The following is a 16,455-nucleotide window of genomic DNA, read 5'->3' on the forward strand; positions in this document are numbered from 1 at the left end:
GATGCTCGCCTGCGCGCGGCATCCGCTCGCCCGCCCGCGTTCGCGCGCCCGCGCGCCCGCGTTCGCGCGCCCGCGCGCCCGCGTGCGTCGGCGCCCGCCCGCAAGAGAGCGCCCGCGGCCCGTGGGAGGATGGACGCCATGCACACCACCTTCGAGCGCACGCAACGGATCGCCGTCCTCGGGGGCGGACCCGGCGGGTACGAGGCGGCACTCGCCGCGGCGCAGCTCGGTGCCGAGGTCACGCTCGTCGAACGCGCCGGCGTCGGCGGATCGGCCGTCCTGACCGACGTCGTGCCGTCCAAGTCGCTCATCGCGACCGCCGAGGCGTCGAACGCCGTCAAGGAGGCCGCCGACCTGGGCGTGCAGTTCTTCGCGAAGGGCGCCAACGACAAGGCCGTGAAGCCGGACGTCGCGATCAACCTCCAGGCGGTCAACAAGCGCCTGCTCGGCCTCGCGGCCCAGCAGTCCGAGGACATGCGCTCCAACCTGCTCGAGGCGGGCGTCAACCTCGTGCAGGGCGAGGGGCGACTCGACGGGGCCAACGCGATCATCGTCGCCACCGCGAAGGGCGGCACCGACTTCGACCGCATCGAGGCCGACACGCTCGTCATCTCCACCGGGGCGACGCCGCGCGTGCTGCCGTCGGCGGTGCCCGACGGGGAGCGGATCCTCACCTGGACGCAGCTGTACCACCTCTCGCAGGTGCCCGAGCACCTCATCGTCGTCGGCTCCGGCGTGACCGGGGCCGAGTTCGCGTCGGCCTACCGCGCGCTCGGCGCGAAGGTGACGCTGATCTCGAGCCGCGAGCACGTGCTGCCGGGCGAGGATGCCGACGCGGCATCCGTCATCGAGAAGGTCTTCAAGCGCAACGGCATGAAGGTGCTGTCGAAGTCGCGCGCCGAGTCGGTCGTGGTCGACGGCGACGGGGTGCTCGCCACCCTGTCGGACGGCCGCGAGGTGCGCGGCTCGCACTGCCTCATGGCGGTCGGCTCGGTGCCGAACACCGCCGACCTCGGCCTCGAGGAGGCCGGCGTGCAGCTCGCCGAGTCCGGACACATCCGCGTGAACCGGGTCGCGCGCACGTCGATGCCGAACATCTACGCCGCCGGCGACTGCACCACCTTCCTCCCGCTCGCGTCGGTCGCGTCGATGCAGGGCCGCACGGCGGTGTTCCACGCCATGGGCGACATCGTGAACCCGCCGGAGAACCGCAACATCACCTCGAACATCTTCACGCAGCCCGAGATCGCCACGGTCGGCTGGACCGAGAAGGAGATCGAGGAGGGCGTGGTGCCCGGCACGGTCTACAAGCTGCCGCTGTCGTCGAACCCCCGCGCGAAGATGATGGGCATCCGCGACGGCTTCGTGAAGCTGTTCGCGTCGGCCGGGTCGGGGGCGATCATCGGCGGCGTCATCGTCGCGCCGAAGGCGTCCGAGCTGATCTTCCCGCTCGCGCTCGCCGTCGAGCACCGGCTCACGGTCGACCAGTTCGCCGAGGCGTTCCCCGTGTACCCGTCGCTCACCGGGTCGCTCACCGACGCCGCGCGCGCCATGCACGTCGTCCGCTGACCGCGGGCGGGCATTCGGGCGCGTCGTGCGCGCGAGCCCTCCGTTTCGGGTGCGTCGTCCGCGTGGGGCCTCCGTTTTCAGGAGTTATCCGGCGGGTCGTGCTCGAACACGGCGTGTCATCCTGAGAAGGGCCCCGATCGGGCCGGGCGTCCTGAGAAGCGCGTGCCATGGGTGACCGGCGACGGGTGACGAAGCGGATGCCGCGGCCGCCCGGGCCGAGATACGTGCGTCCGGTCCTCCACACGTCGGCATGCGGCGAGCCCGTCGTGGTCATCGGGCCTGACAGCCGGGCAGCGACGGATGCCGCGGAAGACTCGACGGCGTGCGCCCATCACCCGTCGTCGCCGTCGCCCAGCGCGGCGGGATCGCGACCCGTGCGGAGATTCTCGACGCGGGCGTCCAGGGGATCGACATCTCGCGAGCTGTGAGGGCGGGGGAGCTGATCCGCGTGCGCCGCGCGCACTACGCCGTGCCCGAGGCGCCGCGCGATGCCGTCAGCGCCGTCCGCGTGGGCGGACGGCTCGGCTGCGTGAGCGCACTCGCGAGCTACGGCATCTGGACGAGAGCCACTCCGGTGGCGCACGTCGTCCTTCCGGCCAACGCCGCGCGGCTCCGCACGAACCGGGCGCTCGTGCGGACCGACGAGCCGCTGACGCCCGACCGCGCCCGCACCGAGGTCGCCCTGCACTGGACCGACGTGCCGTTCGGTGCGCGGGGCGACGAGTCGGCCTGGAGGGTGCCCCTCGAACGTGCGCGGGCGGCTCTCCCGCGCTGTCGTCCGCACGCCGACGTCGCTGCCGCCTTCGAGTCGGCCGTGCAACGAGGACTGCTGACCCTCGACCTCGCGCAGCGCCTGGCCGACGCGAGCCTGCCGCAGCGGATGCCGCCCCTCGTGCTCGGCGGCCTCGACGGGTCCGGCGTCGAGACACTGCTGGCGATGGAGCTCCGCGCACTCGGCGTCCCCTTCATCCAGCAGGTGCCGTTCGACGGGGTGGGGTTCATCGACTTCCTGGTGGCTGGCCGGCTCGCCGTCGAGACGGACGGCTACGAGTTCCACTCCGATCGTGCCGCCTTCGTCCGTGATCGGCGGCGGGACGAGGAACTGCTCCGACGCGGCATCCCGACGCTTCGCCTCGCCGCGGCGGACGTCATCGCCGATCCGAGGGCGACGGCGCTCCGGGTGGTCCACGCGCTCTGCGCGCTCGACTGACCGTCTCGACGACCCGACCGGACCCGACCCGACCGGACCCGACCTGACGAGCCGACGCGCCGGCGCCCCCGCCCCGTGGCATCCGCTCGCCGACTCACCACGACGAACCGTTCTCAGGACGCGCGACGCCGAACCGTGCGTTTCTCAGGACGACACGCCGCTCAGCGACGCGACCCGCCGGATAACTCCTGAGAAACGCAGAAGACGCAGAGACGCAGAGACGCAGAGACGCAGAGACGCGGAACGCGCGGGAACGCAGGTCAGGCGTCGGTGATGGCGAGGAGGAGGTGACCGCTCGAGACGGTGACGCCCGGCTCGGCGTTGACGAGGCCGATGATGCCGTCCTTGTGGGCGACGATCGGCTGCTCCATCTTCATCGCCTCGAGCACGAGCACCAGGTCGCCCTTGACGACCTTGTCGCCCTCGGCGACGGCCACCTTGACCACGGTGGCCTGCATGGGCGCCTTGACCGCGTCACCGGTCGACGTGTCGACCGAGTGGTGCAGCGCCCGCCGACGCGGCGCCGGCCCGGCGGTCGCGCCGCCCGACGCGGGCGCACCTGCGAGACGCTTCGGCAGCGACACCTCGACGCGGCGGCCGTCGACCTCGACGACGACGCTCGTGCGCGCGGCCGGGCCCTTCGCCTCCTCGAGCTCGCCGGTCCACGGCTCGATCGTGTTGTCGTACTCGGTCTCGATCCAGCGCGTGTACACGCGGAACGGCTCGTCGCCGGCGGGCGCGAACGCCTCGTGGTTCACGATGTCGCGGTGGAACGGCAGCACGGTCGGCAGACCGGCGACCTCGAACTCGTCGAGGGCGCGGCGGGCGCGCTCGAGCGCGTCTTTGCGCGAGGAGCCGGTCACGATGAGCTTCGCGAGCAGCGAGTCGAACGCGCCGGAGATCTCGTCACCGCTCGTGACGCCCGAATCGACGCGCACGCCGGGGCCGCCCGGGAAGCGGAGCTGGTGGATCGGGCCGGGCGCGGGGAGGAAGTTGCGACCCGGGTCCTCGCCGTTGATGCGGAACTCGATCGAGTGGCCCGTCGTCTCGGGGTCGGGGTAGTCGAGCACGCCGCCCTCGGCGAGGCGGAACTGCTCGCGCACGAGGTCGAGACCCGTGACCTCCTCGGAGACCGGGTGCTCGACCTGCAGGCGCGTGTTCACCTCGAGGAAGGAGACCGTGCCGTCCTGGCCGATGAGGAACTCGCACGTGCCGGCGCCGACGTAGCCGACCTCCTTGAGGATGGCCTTCGACGCCTCGTACAGCAGGCGGTTCTGCTCCTCGGTGAGGAACGGCGCGGGCGCCTCCTCGACGAGCTTCTGGTGGCGGCGCTGCAGCGAGCAGTCGCGCGTCGAGACCACGACGACGTTGCCGTGCTCGTCGGCGAGGCACTGGGTCTCGACGTGGCGGGGCTTGTCGAGGTACTTCTCGACGAAGCACTCGCCTCGACCGAACGCGGCGACGGCCTCACGGGTCGCCGAGTCGAACAGCTCGGGCACCTCTTCGCGGGTGCGGGCGACCTTGAGGCCTCGGCCGCCACCGCCGAACGCCGCCTTGATGGCGACGGGCAGACCGTGCTGGTCGACGAACTCGAGCACCTCGGCGGCATCCGCCACGGGGTTGAGCGTGCCGGGCGCGAGCGGCGCGCCGACCTTCTCGGCGACGTGCCGTGCCGAGACCTTGTCGCCGAGGCGCTCGATGGCCTCGGGCGAGGGGCCGATCCAGATCAGGCCGGCGTCGATGACCGCGCGGGCGAAGTCGGGGTTCTCGGCGAGGAAGCCGTAGCCGGGGTGCACCGCGTCGGCGCCCGAGCGGCGCGCGACCGAGAGCAGCTTGTCGATCACCAGGTAGGTCTCGGCGCTCGTGGTGCCGTCGAGGGCGTACGCCTCGTCGGCGAGCTTCACGTGACGGGCGTCGCGGTCCTGGTCGGCGTAGACGGCGACCGAGCCGATCCCGGCGTCGCGGGCGGCCCGGATGACGCGGACGGCGATCTCTCCACGGTTGGCGATGAGGACCTTGCTGATGCGGCGCATGACTCCCAAGCCTATTGGCGGACGCACGCCGGACTTTGGGTGCGGTCCACAAAAAAGACCGGAGACTGTTTCGGTGGCAGACAATCCCGCGAGATCAGCGGAGGTCCCACAGGTCGGTCCACGTCGCGCCGAGTTCGCGGACCAGCTCGCGGAGCGTCGAGAGCGACAGCCCCACGACGGTCGACGGGTCGCCGGTCACCGAGCGGATGAACGGCCCGCCCAGGCTGTCGACGGTGAACGCGCCCGCGACCGAGAGGGGTTCGCCGGTGGCGATGTACGCGTCGATCTCGGCGTCGTCGAGGCGGGCGAACTCGACCACGGCCGACGCGGCACGCCCGACCGCCGCGCGGACGGCGCCGCCGCGGTGGTCGATGACCCAGTGCCCGGACCACAGAACGCCGGCCCGCCCGTTCTGCCGCGCCCATCGCTCGCGGGCCACCTCGGGGCGGTGCGGCTTGCCGAAGAGCTCGCCGTCGACGAGGAACGCCGAATCGCCGCCGAGGATGATCCCGTCGATCGCCTCGCCGTCGACGGTGCGGCCGACGATCGCCTCCGCCTTCCGGCGGGCGAGGAGCTGCACGAGCTCCTCCGGTGCGAGCGGCCCGTGCGTCGCCTCGTGCTCGGCCACGGCCGCCTCCTCGTCGACGCCGGGCGCCAGCAGGACCGGCTCGATGCCGGCCTGGCGGAGCAGCTGGAGTCGCGCGGGGGAGGTCGAGGCGAGGTAGAGGCGCATGGTCCCCATCCTGCCCGCAGGGCCGGTCCGCGGGCCATCTCGGCCGCGACGGCGTGTGGGATGCTCGGATGATGGCAGCTCCACGTCGTCGACGCCCCTCCCCCACGACCGCGGATGCCGCGCGCCGGCGCCCGAGCGAGCCCGGACCGGTGCTCGACCTCGAGGTCGAGCGCATCGCGCACGGCGGGGTCGCGGTGGCCCGCCACGAGGGCCGGGTCGTGTTCGTCGCCGACGCGATCCCGGGCGAGCTCGTCCGGGCGCAGGTTGTCGATGCCGGCCGCGACCGCTTCTGGCGGGCCGAGACGGTGGAGGTCCTCCGCGCCTCGCCCGACCGACGGGACCACGTCTGGCCCGAGGCGTCGGTCGACCGGGCGCCCGAGGCCCGCGCCGGCGGGGCCGAGTTCGGCCACATCCGCATGCCGCGCCAGCGCGAGCTCAAGGCCGAGGTGCTGCGCGACGCGCTCGCCCGCTTCGGCGGGGTCGAGGCGGACGTCGAGGTCGAGCCGGTGGACGCCGCGCTCGCGCCGGGCGTCGACGCCGAGGCGGGCACCGGATGGCGCACGCGCGTGCGCCTGCACGTCGCCCCCGACGGCACGGTGGGCCCGTACGCGGCCCGGAGCCACACCGTGGTCCCCGTGACGACCCTGCCGGTCGCCGTCGCGGAACTCGCCGACCTCGCCCCGCTCGACCGGTCCCTCCCCGGCGCTCGCTGGGTCGACCTGGTCGCGCCGTCGACCGGTGCGCCGGAGGTCGTGGTGCGCGAGCACGACGCGCGCGACCGCGGGCGGACGGGAGCGCGCGCCCGGCCGGAGGAGCACCCCGTGGTCTCCGAGGTCGTCGGCAGCCGTCGCTTCGCGGTCGACCGCGACGGGTTCTGGCAGGTGCACCGGGGCGCCGCCGCGACGCTCACCCGTGCCGTGCAGGACCTCGTGGACCCCGATCGCTTCGACCCGGCCGCCGAGAACCAGGACCTCTACGGCGGGGTCGGCCTCCTCGCCGCCGCCGTCGGCGACCGCTTCGGCTCGGCGACCCGCATCACGACCGTCGAGGCCGACGAGCGGGCGACGCTCCACGCGGGCGAGAACCTCGCCGATTGGGTCGGCGCGCGGGCCGTCACCGCACGCGTCGACCGGTACCTCGCCGAACTCGCCGAGACGACGGATGCCTCGCGGCCGGCCCTGCGCGACGCGACCGTCGTGCTCGACCCGCCCCGGTCCGGAGCCGGCCGCGACGTCGTCGACCACCTCGTTCGGCTGGCCCCGGCCCAGCTCGTGTACGTGGCCTGCGACCCGGTCGCGCTGGCGCGCGACGTGGGGCTCCTCCGCGTGCGGGGGTACGAGCTGGAGGCGATCCGCGCGCTCGACCTGTTCCCCAACACCCACCACGTCGAGGCGGTCGCGCGCTTGGCCGCTAGGGTGTGAATCGACCGTGGAGCCGAGTGAGGGGGGCCCAGTGACCGCGGAACCCGCAACGATGCCGTCGCGCACGACGGTCGCGATCGTCGATGACCACGAGGCCGTGCGACTCGGACTGCGTGCCGCATGCCGCGACGCCGGCTACGACGTCGTCGCGGAGACGGCCGACGTGGCGTCGCTGCTCGCGAGCCTGCGCGATCCGGCCACGGAGCGGCCGCGGGTCGTCCTGCTCGACCTGTCGCTCGGCGACGGTTCGAGCGTGACCGACAACGTGCGCGCCGTACTCGGCTCGGGCAGCAAGGTGCTCGTGCACAGCATCGCCGACCGCGTCGCCGCGGTGCGCGAGGCGCTCGCCGCCGGGGCGGCCGGGGTCATCCCGAAATCGTCGCCGACGTCCGCGGTGATCTCCGCGATCGCAACGGTCGCCCGCGGCGACGCTCTGAACAACGTCGAGTGGGCCAGCGCCATCGAAGCGGACCAGGAGTTCGCGAAGGCGCAGCTCGGTCGACGCGAGCGGGACGTGCTGCACCTGTACGCGTCGGGCCTGCCGCTGAAGCTCGTTGCCGAGCGATTGGGCATCGCCCATTCGACGGCGCGCGAGTACCTCGACCGCATCCGAGCCAAGTACGTCGAGGTGGGGCGGCCCGCGCCGACGAAGGTCGACCTGCTGCGACGCGCCGTCGAGGACGGGATCCTGCCGGGACTGGATCAGGAAGGCGGCGATGGCCGCCGCTGAATGGCGTGCCACGCGGCTCGTGCCGCGTCGGGCCGCCATCAGCCGGGCGCAGGTCGAGACGGTCTCCGGTCGGGCGCTGGGCGTGTTCGGCCTCGTCTTCGGCGGACAGACGGTGCCGATCGCCATCGGGCAGGCCCCGGCCCTCGCCGACGGTGCCGGAATCGCCCTCATGGCCGTGCTCTACGGTTCGCTCGCGGCACTGGCCGTGGCGACGTTCGCCCGGGTGGCCGTGCGCGCTGCCGCGGCCACGTTCGCGGTGCTGTTCGCGATCGCCCTCGTGGCGTGGCCATACCTGGTCGGGTCGCCTGCGGGTATCGACGGCGCGCCCTGGTTGTACTACCTCGTCACCGTTGCCACCACGGCCGCGGTGATCGCGGTGCCGCCCATGCCCGCCGCGGTCTACACCGTCCTCATCCCCATCGCCTACGGCGTGATCCGCGCGACGCCGGCAGGGGGCGGCGCGAACGGGTTCCTCGCGGCGCTCGACGCGATGTACTCGATGATCCTCGGGATCGTTGCGCTCGTGATCATCACCATGCTGCGCCAGGCTGCCGAGGCGGTGGATGCCGCTCAGGACGCGGCGCTGCAGCGGTACGACGTCGTGGCACGCCAGCACGCCAATGAGATCGAGCGGGTGAAGGTCGACGCGCTCGTGCACGACAGCGTGCTCACGACCCTGCTCTCTGCCGCAGCGGCGCGAACGCCCGCCGAGCGCGCGCTCGCGGCTCGAATGGCCGGCGACGCGGTCCGCCGACTCGACGAAGCGGCCGCCGAGCTTCCGGGCAATGAGGATCGGGTCGGGCTCGATGTGCTCGTGCGTCGGCTGCGCACCGCGGTCGCGGGGTTCTCGGCGCCGATCGACGTTCGACCCACGGGACTCGGGGGCGTCGAACTGCCGGTCGAGGCGGTCGACGCGCTGTCGTCGGCTGCGGTGCAGGCCATGGTCAACAGCGTGCAGCACGCCGACGAATCCGGTCGCGCCGTCGGGCGTACGGTCGAGGTCCGCGGCGCCGGCGCGAATGGGTGCGTGATCCGCGTGGCCGACGACGGCAGTGGATTCGACCCCGCTGCCGTGCCGATGAGCCGGATCGGCCTCCGGGTGTCGATCGAGGAGCGGATGGCGAACGCCGGCGGCACCGCAACGGTCGAGTCGGCTCCGGGCGAGGGCACGGTGGTCACCCTCGCCTGGCCGGCCGGCGTCGAAGCGAGCGACTCGTGATCGCCGTTCCGCGCTGGTTGCTGCTCGTGCTCGGCGCGCTGTTCAGCGTGTACCACGTCGTGCTCGGCATCTATTCGCTCGACAAGCCCGATTCGCCTTGGCCGACGGTCGCGGCGCTGGGACTGTACGCCGTCGCCACTGCCCTGAGCCTGTGGCCGACGCAGCGGGCCCGGATGCCGGACTGGCTGGCCGCCCTGAACCTCGCCGTCAGCATCGTGCTCCCGCTGCTCGTGACCAGCCAGCTCGATGCGAACGAGGACAACGGCTACGCGACCTGGTACGTCGCCGCGGTGGGCACGCTGATGACCATCACCGCGGCCCGACGCCAGCTCATCGCCGCCTGGCTCGGCGTGCTCGCCCTCGCCGTCCAGACCGTCATCTGGGACGGGTTCGCCGCACTGGGTCAGCTCGGGGTCGTCGGGTCGATCGTCTGGGTGGCGATCGCGCACATGCTCTCGTCGGCGCTTGCAAGCGCCGCACGCTCGACCCGCCGTTACGTCCAGGCCGAGCGCGAAGCGGCGGCATGGCAGGCGGCGCAGGACGCGCACCTGTTCGAAGGTCGCATGCGCCTCGCGCAGACGCAGCGGATCGCCGCCCCCATGCTCCGTCGCATCGCCGACGGCGACCATGAGCTGACCGAGGCCGAGCGCCGGGAATGCCGCATCCTCGAAGCGGCGATCCGCGACGAGATACGTGGCCGGATGTTGCTGACGGACGGCGTTCGACGTTCCGTCAAGGAGGCTCGCGACCGCGGTGCCACCGTCACGCTGCTCGACGAGGGCGGCATCGACGACCTCGACGAGGACGCCCGCGACCGGGTGCTCTCGCGTCTGGCCGACGCGATCGCCGACTCCGGGGCGGATCGCGTGATCGCGCGCACGGCTGCGGCGGGCTCACCGGTGGCGGTCACCGTCGTGGGCCTGCGCGGCGGTGGCGAGGGAGAGGTACTCGAGTCCGACGACGCCGAGGTCGAGCTGTGGCTGGAGATCCCTCGCGCGGAGTGAACCGCAGCGCGGCATCCGCTGATCGGGGCGCCGGTCGATCGGCTCTGCACCTGGAAGCGGGGGGTCGGCCCCTACCGACCCCCCAGCAAGCCCGAGTCACGGCGACAACCCGAATATCGCCCTGACTCGCCCCCAGAAGCGCCGACGGTACCCAGCCGTCGGCGGTACGACTCCAGAGAGGAGTGCGTGCCTCAATGCTACGCTTCGTGCGCCGCGGCGGTAGTCAGCATTTGGGGGGACATACACGACCTCATCGGACCAGAGGGAGTCGCATCCGGGGGACAGACCGCGTTCCGGGCGGGGCCGATCAGCGCAGGGACGAGGTCCAGCGTCCCGGGCCGACCTCGATCGGCGGACGCAGGGCGTTGCGCGGGTGCGCCCAGTCGCTGCGCGCCGGCGGCGGCGGGCTGGCCTGCTCCTCGTCGACGGCCGCGACGATGACCGCGGTCACGGCGGCGGCCTCCTCAGCCGACACGTCGCGCGTGAGGAATCGGAGGTCGATGGACTGGGCGCCGTCGGGCTCGCCGGGTGCGGTGGTCATGGCGGCTCCTTACAGCGGGATGTTGCCGTGCTTCTTGGGCGGCAGGCTCGCGCGCTTGGTGCGCAGCGCACGCAGCGCCTTCGTCACCGAGACGCGCGTCGCGGCCGGCTCGATGACGCCGTCGAGCTCGCCGCGCTCGGCGGCGAGGAACGGCGACGCGACGTTGTAGGTGTACTCGTTGGCGAGCCGCGTGCGCACGGCGGCGACGTCCTCGCCGGCCTCCTCGGCCCGCTTGATCTCACCGCGGTAGAGGATGTTCACGGCCCCCTGGCCGCCCATCACGGCGATCTCGGCCGTGGGCCAGGCGAGGTTGATGTCGGCGCCGAGCTGCTTGGAGCCCATCACGATGTACGCACCGCCGTACGCCTTGCGGGTGATGACCGTGACGAGCGGGACGGTCGCCTCGGCGTAGGCGTAGAGCAGCTTCGCGCCGCGGCGGATGACGCCCGTCCACTCCTGGTCGGTGCCGGGCAGGTAGCCGGGCACGTCGACGAGCGTGATGATCGGGATGGAGAACGCGTCGCAGAACCGGACGAACCGCGACGCCTTCTCGCCCGCCGCGATGTTCAGCGTGCCCGCCATCTGGCTGGGCTGGTTGGCGATGATGCCCACCGATCGCCCCTCGATGCGGGCGAAGCCGATGACGATGTTCGGGGCGAACAGCGGCTGCACCTCGAGGAAGTCGCCGTGGTCGACGATGCCCTCGATGACCGAGTGCATGTCGTACGGCTGGTTCGGCGAGTCCGGGATGATGGTGTTCAGCCGGCGGTCCTCGTCGGTGATCTCGAGCTCCGCCTCGCTGTCGTAGACGGGCGCCTCCGACATGTTGTTGTCCGGCAGGAACGACACGAGGGTGCGCGCGTAGTCGAGCGCGTCGGACTCGTCGCTCGCCAGGTAGTGCGCGACGCCCGACACCGTGTTGTGGGTGAGCGCGCCGCCGAGTTCCTCCATGCCGACGTCCTCGCCCGTGACGGTCTTGATCACGTCGGGTCCGGTCACGAACATCTGGCTGGTCTTGTCGACCATGATGACGAAGTCGGTGAGGGCGGGGGAGTAGACCGCGCCGCCCGCGGCCGGGCCGCAGACGATCGAGATCTGCGGGATGACGCCCGATGCGGCGGTGTTCCGGCGGAAGATCTCGCCGTACTTGCCGAGGGCGACGACGCCCTCCTGGATGCGGGCGCCGCCCGAGTCGAGGATGCCGATGATGGGCACGCCGGTCTTCAGCGCGTGCTCCATGACCTTGATGATCTTCTCGCCCGCGACCTCGCCGAGCGACCCGCCGAAGATCGTGAAGTCCTGCGAGTACACCGCGACCTGCCGGCCGTGGATCGTGCCGACGCCGGTGACCACCGCGTCGCCGTAGGGGCGCTTGGCCTCCATGCCGAACGCGTACGTGCGGTGCCGCACGAACTCGTCGAACTCCACGAAAGAGCCGGGGTCGAGCAGCTCGGCGATGCGCTCGCGGGCGGTCATCTTGCCCTTGGCGTGCTGCTTCTCGATCGCCGCCTCGCCCGACGCCGTGACGGCCTCGTGATACCGCTGCTTGAGGTCGGCGAGCTTGCCCGCGGTGGTGGAGAGGTCGGGGCCGTCGTTCGTCGCTTCGGTCACGAGGCTTCACTCTACCGGCCTGCCTCCGGGCGGGATCGTTGACGGTTTCCCACAAAAACCCGGTGGTGCGTGGTGATGATGCCACCGGCGTCGCCCGGACACTAGCCTGATGGCGACGGATCAGGAGGCGCGCATGGAGTGGGTGCGTTCGCGGGCGGCGGTCCCGCGGTTCGAGTGGCTCGACACCACCGGGTCGACCAACGACGTGGCCCGCGAGGCGGCCGCCGGGGCGGATGCCGCGGCCTGGCCGCACGGCGCCGCCATCGTCACCGACGACCAGACGCAGGGCCGCGGCCGGCTCGGCCGCACCTGGCTCGCGCCCACGGGCAAGACGCTCGCGATCTCCGTGCTGCTCCGGCCCGGCGCCGACCTGCCCGCCGATGCGTACGGCTGGATCCCGCTGCTGGCCGGCATCGCGATGACGGAGACGGTGCGCGCGGCGGTGGCGGCGGCATCCGTCGACCGCGGCGGCGAGGACGACGGCACCGGCGGCGTCGAGGTCGAGCTGAAGTGGCCGAACGACGTGCTCGTCTCCGGGTACAAGGTGTGCGGCATCCTCTCGGAGCTCGTGGCCGAGGGCACCGTGGTCGTCGGCGCGGGACTCAACGTCGCCCTCGACGAGCACGACCTGCCCACGCTCACGTCGACGTCGCTGCTGCTCGTCACCGGGCGTCGTCCCGACCCCGACGCGGTGCTCGCCGACTACCTGACCCGCCTGCTCGACCTCGTCGACCGCTTCGTCGCCGCGGGCGGCGACGCCGTGGCGAGCGGCGCCGCCGAACGGCTGGTCGCGGTGTGCGGCACGCTCGGCCGGGACGTGCGGGTCGAGCTCCCCGGCGGTGGCGAGCTGCTGGGCGTCGCCGAGGCCGTGGCGCCCGACGGGCGGCTCATGGTGCGGGACCGCGAGGACGGCGAGATCCGGGCGGTCGCAGCCGGAGACGTCACGCACCTGAGGTATTAATGGGGGCCATGGGGGAGGCGAGCGGGACGCCCGGCCTGCCGCCGGGGGAGCGAATCGTGGCCCGGTTGCGGCGACACGCGCGCGTGCTCGTGCTGCCCACGCTGCTGCTCGTCGCGGTCGCCGGCGGGGTCGGGTACCTCGTGCCCGTCCTCGACGACGGATGGCCGCGACTCGTCGCCGTGGTCGTCGCCGCCCTCGTCGTCCTCCTGGGGTGCGTCATCCCGTACCTGTCGTGGCTCGCCGCCCGGACCACGATCACCACGCGTCGCGTGATCGTCCGGCGGGGCCTCTTCGTGCGCGTGCGGCGCGAGCTGTGGCACCGTCGCGGGTACGACGTGCAGGTGCGCCGCGGATGGCTGCAGCGGATGGTCGGCAGCGGCGACGTCCGGCTCGAGACCGGACACGACGTCCCCGTGGTGCTGCGGGACGTGCCGGGACCGCTCGCGGTCCAGGCGGCGCTGCACGAGCTCATGGCCGCCGCGCACGCGCTCGGGGCGCCCGCGGTGGGTCCTGGCACGGCTCCGGACGGCGATACCCCGCCGTGGGCGCGCGCCTGAATCCTCCTCCGGTGCCGGGCACCCGGCCGGACCGCGTACTGTAGTCGGGCGGCTCGCCGTCCCCGCGGGCCGAGCGACGAAAGGCACCACTTGGGCGAGGAATGCATCCACGGTTTCGACGAGGGCCTCTGCGCGATCTGCTCGCCGCCCGCTGAACCCGACCCGGCGGTGACCGCGGCGCGGAGCCGGCAGGCGCGGACCCCGGGCACCTCCCACGAGGCCGCGGCCGCCGCCGAGGCGCGCGCGGCCAAGGCGAGGTCGGCCGCGCGTCCCGCGACGTCCTCCCGCGCGGCGCGGCAGGCCGGATCGCGTGCCGCGCGCGGACCGGGCGCCGTCGCCGAGGCCCCGGTCGACGCCGCCGCGACCCGTCTCTTCCACGTGACCCACATCGACAACCTCGGCCGCATCCTCGGCGCCGGCGCGCTGCTCGCCGACGCGGGCGACCCGCCGGCCGAGCCCGCCGTCGACCTCGCCGCGCCCGCGGCGCGCGCGTTCCGCCGGTCCGCCTCGGTCGGCGAGTCCGGCGCCCGGGTGGCGGAGTACGTGCCCTTCCTGGTCAGCACCGACGCCCACGTGTGGGAGTCCATCCGCACCGGGACGCCCGACCCCCGGCTGAACGCCGAGGCGGTCGGCCACCCCATCGCCGATCACGTGATCCTCGTCACGTCCGTCGGTGCGGCCGCGGGTGCCCGGCTGCAGGCGCCCGGGCATGTCGTGGTGTCCGAGACGGATGCCGCGGTCGGTGGCGGCTCGTTCGCCGCCGCCTGGGCCGATGCCGAGCGGGCCCTCGTGCGCCTGACGCTCGCCGACGACGGCGCGGGCCTGCGCGCCGCGGAGGTCCTCGTGCACGGCGCTGTGCCGCTCGAGCGGATCGCGCTCGTGGCCGTGGCCAACGACCGCGTGCGCGACCGGGTCAGGGCCGCGCTGCAGGCGGTGGGCTCGATGACCCGGGTCGCCGTGTACCCGCCGTGGTTCCAGGCGGCGGCCGAGTAGCGGCATCCGCGCCGCCCCACCCGGGAGCAGGCTCGCCGCCGCCGACCTCGGGGGCGGGCTCGAGCGGCGGCTCCTCGAACAGGGCGCGCTGCGCCTCCTCGACGCGCGCCAGGTTCGACAGGCCGTCGGCGCGGTGGTGGCCGAACACCCAGTAGCGGTAGAGCAGGAAGCGGAACGCGGTGCCGAGCGCGAGCCCGACGACGTTCGTGGCGATGTTGTCGGCGAGCAGGCTGGTGAATCCGAGCAGGTGGTGGCTGATCCACAGGCACAGCAGCGCGATCGCCATGCCGCCGACCGACACGACCGCGTACTCCGCGAACTCGCGGAGCGCGTGGCGGCGACGGTGGCGGCGGAAGGTCCAGTAGCGGTTGCCCAGCCAGTTGAACACGATCGCCACGGAGGTCGAGACGGTCTTCGCGCCGATCGCCGACTGCACCCACGTGCCCTCGCCGAGCACGCCCAGGCGGAGCGCGTTGAACAGCGCCACGTCGATCACGAGGCCGATGAGGCCGACGACGCCGAACTTCACGAGGTAGGCGAGGAACCCGTTCCACGCCCGGGTCGCGAGGTCGCGGAACGTCGCTGGCATCCCTGAATCCTACGGCCGGGCCGCCATAGGATGGGGTGTCGCGGTGCACGGGGCGCCGCGGGGAGGAGCGTGCACGGGTGCGAGTCGGAGTGATCGGCGCGGGGCAGCTCGCCCGCATGATGATCCCCGCGGCGATCGAGCTCGGGGTCGAGCTCCGGGTCCTCGCCGAGGGCGAGGGCATGGCCGCATCGCTGGCCGCCGAGCGCGTCGGCGACTACACCGACCCCGACACCGTGCTCGCGTTCGCGCGCGAGGTCGACGTGGTCACCTTCGACCACGAGCACGTGCCGCAGCACGTGCTGCGGACCCTCGTCGACGCCGGCGTCGCCGTGCACCCGGGCCCCGACGCCCTCCGCTTCGCACAGGACAAGCTGCTCATGCGCGAGCGGCTCGCCGAGCTCGGGCTGCCGGTGCCCGAGTGGGCGCGCGTGTCGACTCCCGATGAACTCGACGCGTTCATCGCCGAGCACGGCGGCGCCGCGGTCGTGAAGACGCCGCGCGGCGGATACGACGGCAAGGGCGTCCGCGTCGTGCGAGGCGCGGCCGAGGTGGCGGAGTGGTTCGCCACCGTCGGCGAGGACGGCCGCGACGGCGCCCTCCTCGCCGAGGAGCTCGTCGATTTCCGGCGCGAACTCGCGCAGCTCGTCGCCCGCCGCCCCTCGGGCGAGGTCGTCGCCTGGCCGCTCGTCGAGACGGTCCAGGTCGGCGGGGTGTGCAGCGAGGTCATCGCGCCGGCACCGCGCTCCGCGGGCCGGCTCGCCGATGTCGCCGCCGACGTCGCCATCGCCGTCGCCGAGGGCGTGGGCGTGACGGGCGTGCTCGCCGTGGAGATGTTCGAGACCGTCGACGACCGCGTGCTCGTCAACGAGCTCGCCATGCGTCCGCACAACTCCGGCCACTGGACCATGGACGGTGCCACGACGAGCCAGTTCGAGCAGCACCTCCGCGCGGTGCTCGACCTGCCGCTCGGCGGCACCGGATGCCACGACGAGTGGGCCGTGATGGTGAACCTCCTCGGCGGGCCCGCCGAGGGCACGCTGACCGACCGCTACGCCGACGCGCTCGCCGGGCACCCGACCGTGAAGGTGCACAACTACGGCAAGGCGCCCCGGCCGGGCCGCAAGGTGGGCCACGTCACCGCGATCGGGCCCGACCTCGACGAGGCGGTCTACGAGGCGCGGGCGGCTGCGGCGGCGCTGCAGGACTAGACCCGCGGGCGGGCTCACGGAATCACCCAGCCGGCGGCCCTACTATCGACGGGTGATCGCAGGCAATTCCCCCGCA

15 protein-coding genes are annotated in these 16,455 nt (G+C 73.1%); 10 read left to right on the plus strand and 5 right to left on the minus strand.

Annotated features, from left to right (window positions below; genetic code table 11):
• Window positions 1-138: 138 nt before the first annotated feature.
• Together M1L56_RS04190 and M1L56_RS04195 are read left to right on the plus strand one after the other, a co-directional pair.
• Complete coding sequence (locus M1L56_RS04190) at window positions 139-1,569, plus strand: NAD(P)H-quinone dehydrogenase (protein WP_067948024.1); 1,431 nt, start codon at window positions 139-141, stop codon at window positions 1,567-1,569.
• 322 nt (window positions 1,570-1,891) lie between these two features.
• Complete coding sequence (locus M1L56_RS04195) at window positions 1,892-2,779, plus strand: type IV toxin-antitoxin system AbiEi family antitoxin domain-containing protein (protein ID WP_248598292.1); 888 nt, start codon at window positions 1,892-1,894, stop codon at window positions 2,777-2,779.
• 260 nt (window positions 2,780-3,039) lie between these two features.
• Here M1L56_RS04195 and M1L56_RS04200 read toward each other — a convergent pair whose 3' ends face one another.
• Window positions 3,040-4,812 (minus strand): biotin carboxylase N-terminal domain-containing protein, encoded by a 1,773-nt coding sequence (locus tag M1L56_RS04200; RefSeq protein ID WP_248598293.1) that lies wholly within the window; start codon window positions 4,810-4,812, stop codon window positions 3,040-3,042.
• Between the two features lie 94 nt (window positions 4,813-4,906).
• Window positions 4,907-5,545 carry a nucleoside triphosphate pyrophosphatase gene (locus tag M1L56_RS04205; RefSeq protein ID WP_248598294.1) on the minus strand — a complete coding sequence of 213 codons (639 nt, stop codon included), beginning with the start codon at window positions 5,543-5,545 and terminating at the stop codon, window positions 4,907-4,909.
• Window positions 5,546-5,616: 71 nt separating this feature from the next.
• On the opposite strand from M1L56_RS04205, the gene M1L56_RS04210 reads away from it, so the two are divergent.
• Genes M1L56_RS04210 through M1L56_RS04225 form a run of 4 tightly spaced genes read left to right on the plus strand, consistent with a single transcriptional unit; the run spans window position 5,617 to window position 9,919 of the window.
• A complete protein-coding gene (locus M1L56_RS04210) occupies window positions 5,617-6,966 on the plus strand; it encodes a class I SAM-dependent RNA methyltransferase (protein WP_248598295.1) in 1,350 nt (449 codons plus the stop codon).
• A 52-nt stretch (window positions 6,967-7,018) separates the two neighbouring features.
• A complete protein-coding gene (locus M1L56_RS04215; protein ID WP_248598424.1) occupies window positions 7,019-7,696 on the plus strand; it encodes a response regulator transcription factor in 678 nt (225 codons plus the stop codon).
• On the plus strand, window positions 7,683-8,915 hold the full coding sequence (locus M1L56_RS04220; protein ID WP_248598296.1) for a sensor histidine kinase: 1,233 nt from the start codon (window positions 7,683-7,685) through the stop codon (window positions 8,913-8,915). Before M1L56_RS04215 ends, M1L56_RS04220 begins: the two co-directional genes overlap by 14 nt.
• Complete coding sequence (locus tag M1L56_RS04225; RefSeq protein WP_248598297.1) at window positions 8,912-9,919, plus strand: hypothetical protein; 1,008 nt, start codon at window positions 8,912-8,914, stop codon at window positions 9,917-9,919. Before M1L56_RS04220 ends, M1L56_RS04225 begins: the two co-directional genes overlap by 4 nt.
• Before the next feature lie 307 nt (window positions 9,920-10,226).
• Here the strand turns inward: M1L56_RS04225 and M1L56_RS04230 are convergent, their stop codons facing one another.
• The gene (locus tag M1L56_RS04230; protein WP_248598298.1) at window positions 10,227-10,460 is read right to left on the minus strand and encodes an acyl-CoA carboxylase epsilon subunit; all 234 of its coding nucleotides are present in this window, start codon (window positions 10,458-10,460) and stop codon (window positions 10,227-10,229) included.
• A 9-nt stretch (window positions 10,461-10,469) separates the two neighbouring features.
• Complete coding sequence (locus M1L56_RS04235) at window positions 10,470-12,071, minus strand: acyl-CoA carboxylase subunit beta (RefSeq protein ID WP_067948043.1); 1,602 nt, start codon at window positions 12,069-12,071, stop codon at window positions 10,470-10,472.
• Window positions 12,072-12,180: 109 nt separating this feature from the next.
• Here M1L56_RS04235 and M1L56_RS04240 point away from each other — a divergent pair, with 109 nt between their 5' ends.
• The 3 genes from M1L56_RS04240 (at window position 12,181) to M1L56_RS04250 (ending at window position 14,582) form a co-directional block, all read left to right on the plus strand.
• Window positions 12,181-13,032 carry a biotin--[acetyl-CoA-carboxylase] ligase gene (locus M1L56_RS04240; RefSeq protein ID WP_248598299.1) on the plus strand — a complete coding sequence of 284 codons (852 nt, stop codon included), beginning with the start codon at window positions 12,181-12,183 and terminating at the stop codon, window positions 13,030-13,032.
• A gap of 56 nt (window positions 13,033-13,088) precedes the next feature.
• The gene (locus tag M1L56_RS04245) at window positions 13,089-13,589 is read left to right on the plus strand and encodes a PH domain-containing protein (protein ID WP_248598300.1); all 501 of its coding nucleotides are present in this window, start codon (window positions 13,089-13,091) and stop codon (window positions 13,587-13,589) included.
• A 90-nt stretch (window positions 13,590-13,679) separates the two neighbouring features.
• Window positions 13,680-14,582: a DarT ssDNA thymidine ADP-ribosyltransferase family protein gene (locus M1L56_RS04250; protein ID WP_248598301.1), complete on the plus strand. Its 903-nt coding sequence runs from the start codon at window positions 13,680-13,682 to the stop codon at window positions 14,580-14,582.
• Here the strand turns inward: M1L56_RS04250 and M1L56_RS04255 are convergent.
• Window positions 14,503-15,171 (minus strand): GtrA family protein, encoded by a 669-nt coding sequence (locus tag M1L56_RS04255; protein WP_248598302.1) that lies wholly within the window; start codon window positions 15,169-15,171, stop codon window positions 14,503-14,505. The two genes, M1L56_RS04250 and M1L56_RS04255, sit on opposite strands and share 80 nt — an antisense overlap.
• A gap of 77 nt (window positions 15,172-15,248) precedes the next feature.
• Here M1L56_RS04255 and M1L56_RS04260 point away from each other — a divergent pair, with 77 nt between their 5' ends.
• The gene (locus M1L56_RS04260; RefSeq protein WP_308198811.1) at window positions 15,249-16,379 is read left to right on the plus strand and encodes a 5-(carboxyamino)imidazole ribonucleotide synthase; all 1,131 of its coding nucleotides are present in this window, start codon (window positions 15,249-15,251) and stop codon (window positions 16,377-16,379) included.
• The last annotated feature ends 76 nt before the right edge of the window (window positions 16,380-16,455 follow it).

Origin of the sequence: Agromyces sp. C10 (assembly GCF_023217995.1) — a bacterium.
GTDB lineage: Bacteria > Actinomycetota > Actinomycetes > Actinomycetales > Microbacteriaceae > Agromyces > Agromyces indicus.

Coding starts and splice junctions, on each gene's coding strand:
- M1L56_RS04230 (WP_248598298.1), bottom strand. CDS start 10,460: ATGACCACCGCACCCGGCGAGCCCGACGGCGCCCAGTCCATCGACCTC.
- M1L56_RS04210 (WP_248598295.1), top strand. CDS start 5,617: ATGGCAGCTCCACGTCGTCGACGCCCCTCCCCCACGACCGCGGATGCC.
- M1L56_RS04215 (WP_248598424.1), top strand. CDS start 7,019: ATGCCGTCGCGCACGACGGTCGCGATCGTCGATGACCACGAGGCCGTG.
- M1L56_RS04190 (WP_067948024.1), top strand. CDS start 139: ATGCACACCACCTTCGAGCGCACGCAACGGATCGCCGTCCTCGGGGGC.
- M1L56_RS04255 (WP_248598302.1), bottom strand. CDS start 15,171: ATGCCAGCGACGTTCCGCGACCTCGCGACCCGGGCGTGGAACGGGTTC.
- M1L56_RS04200 (WP_248598293.1), bottom strand. CDS start 4,812: ATGCGCCGCATCAGCAAGGTCCTCATCGCCAACCGTGGAGAGATCGCC.
- M1L56_RS04220 (WP_248598296.1), top strand. CDS start 7,683: ATGGCCGCCGCTGAATGGCGTGCCACGCGGCTCGTGCCGCGTCGGGCC.
- M1L56_RS04205 (WP_248598294.1), bottom strand. CDS start 5,545: ATGCGCCTCTACCTCGCCTCGACCTCCCCCGCGCGACTCCAGCTGCTC.
- M1L56_RS04240 (WP_248598299.1), top strand. CDS start 12,181: ATGGCGACGGATCAGGAGGCGCGCATGGAGTGGGTGCGTTCGCGGGCG.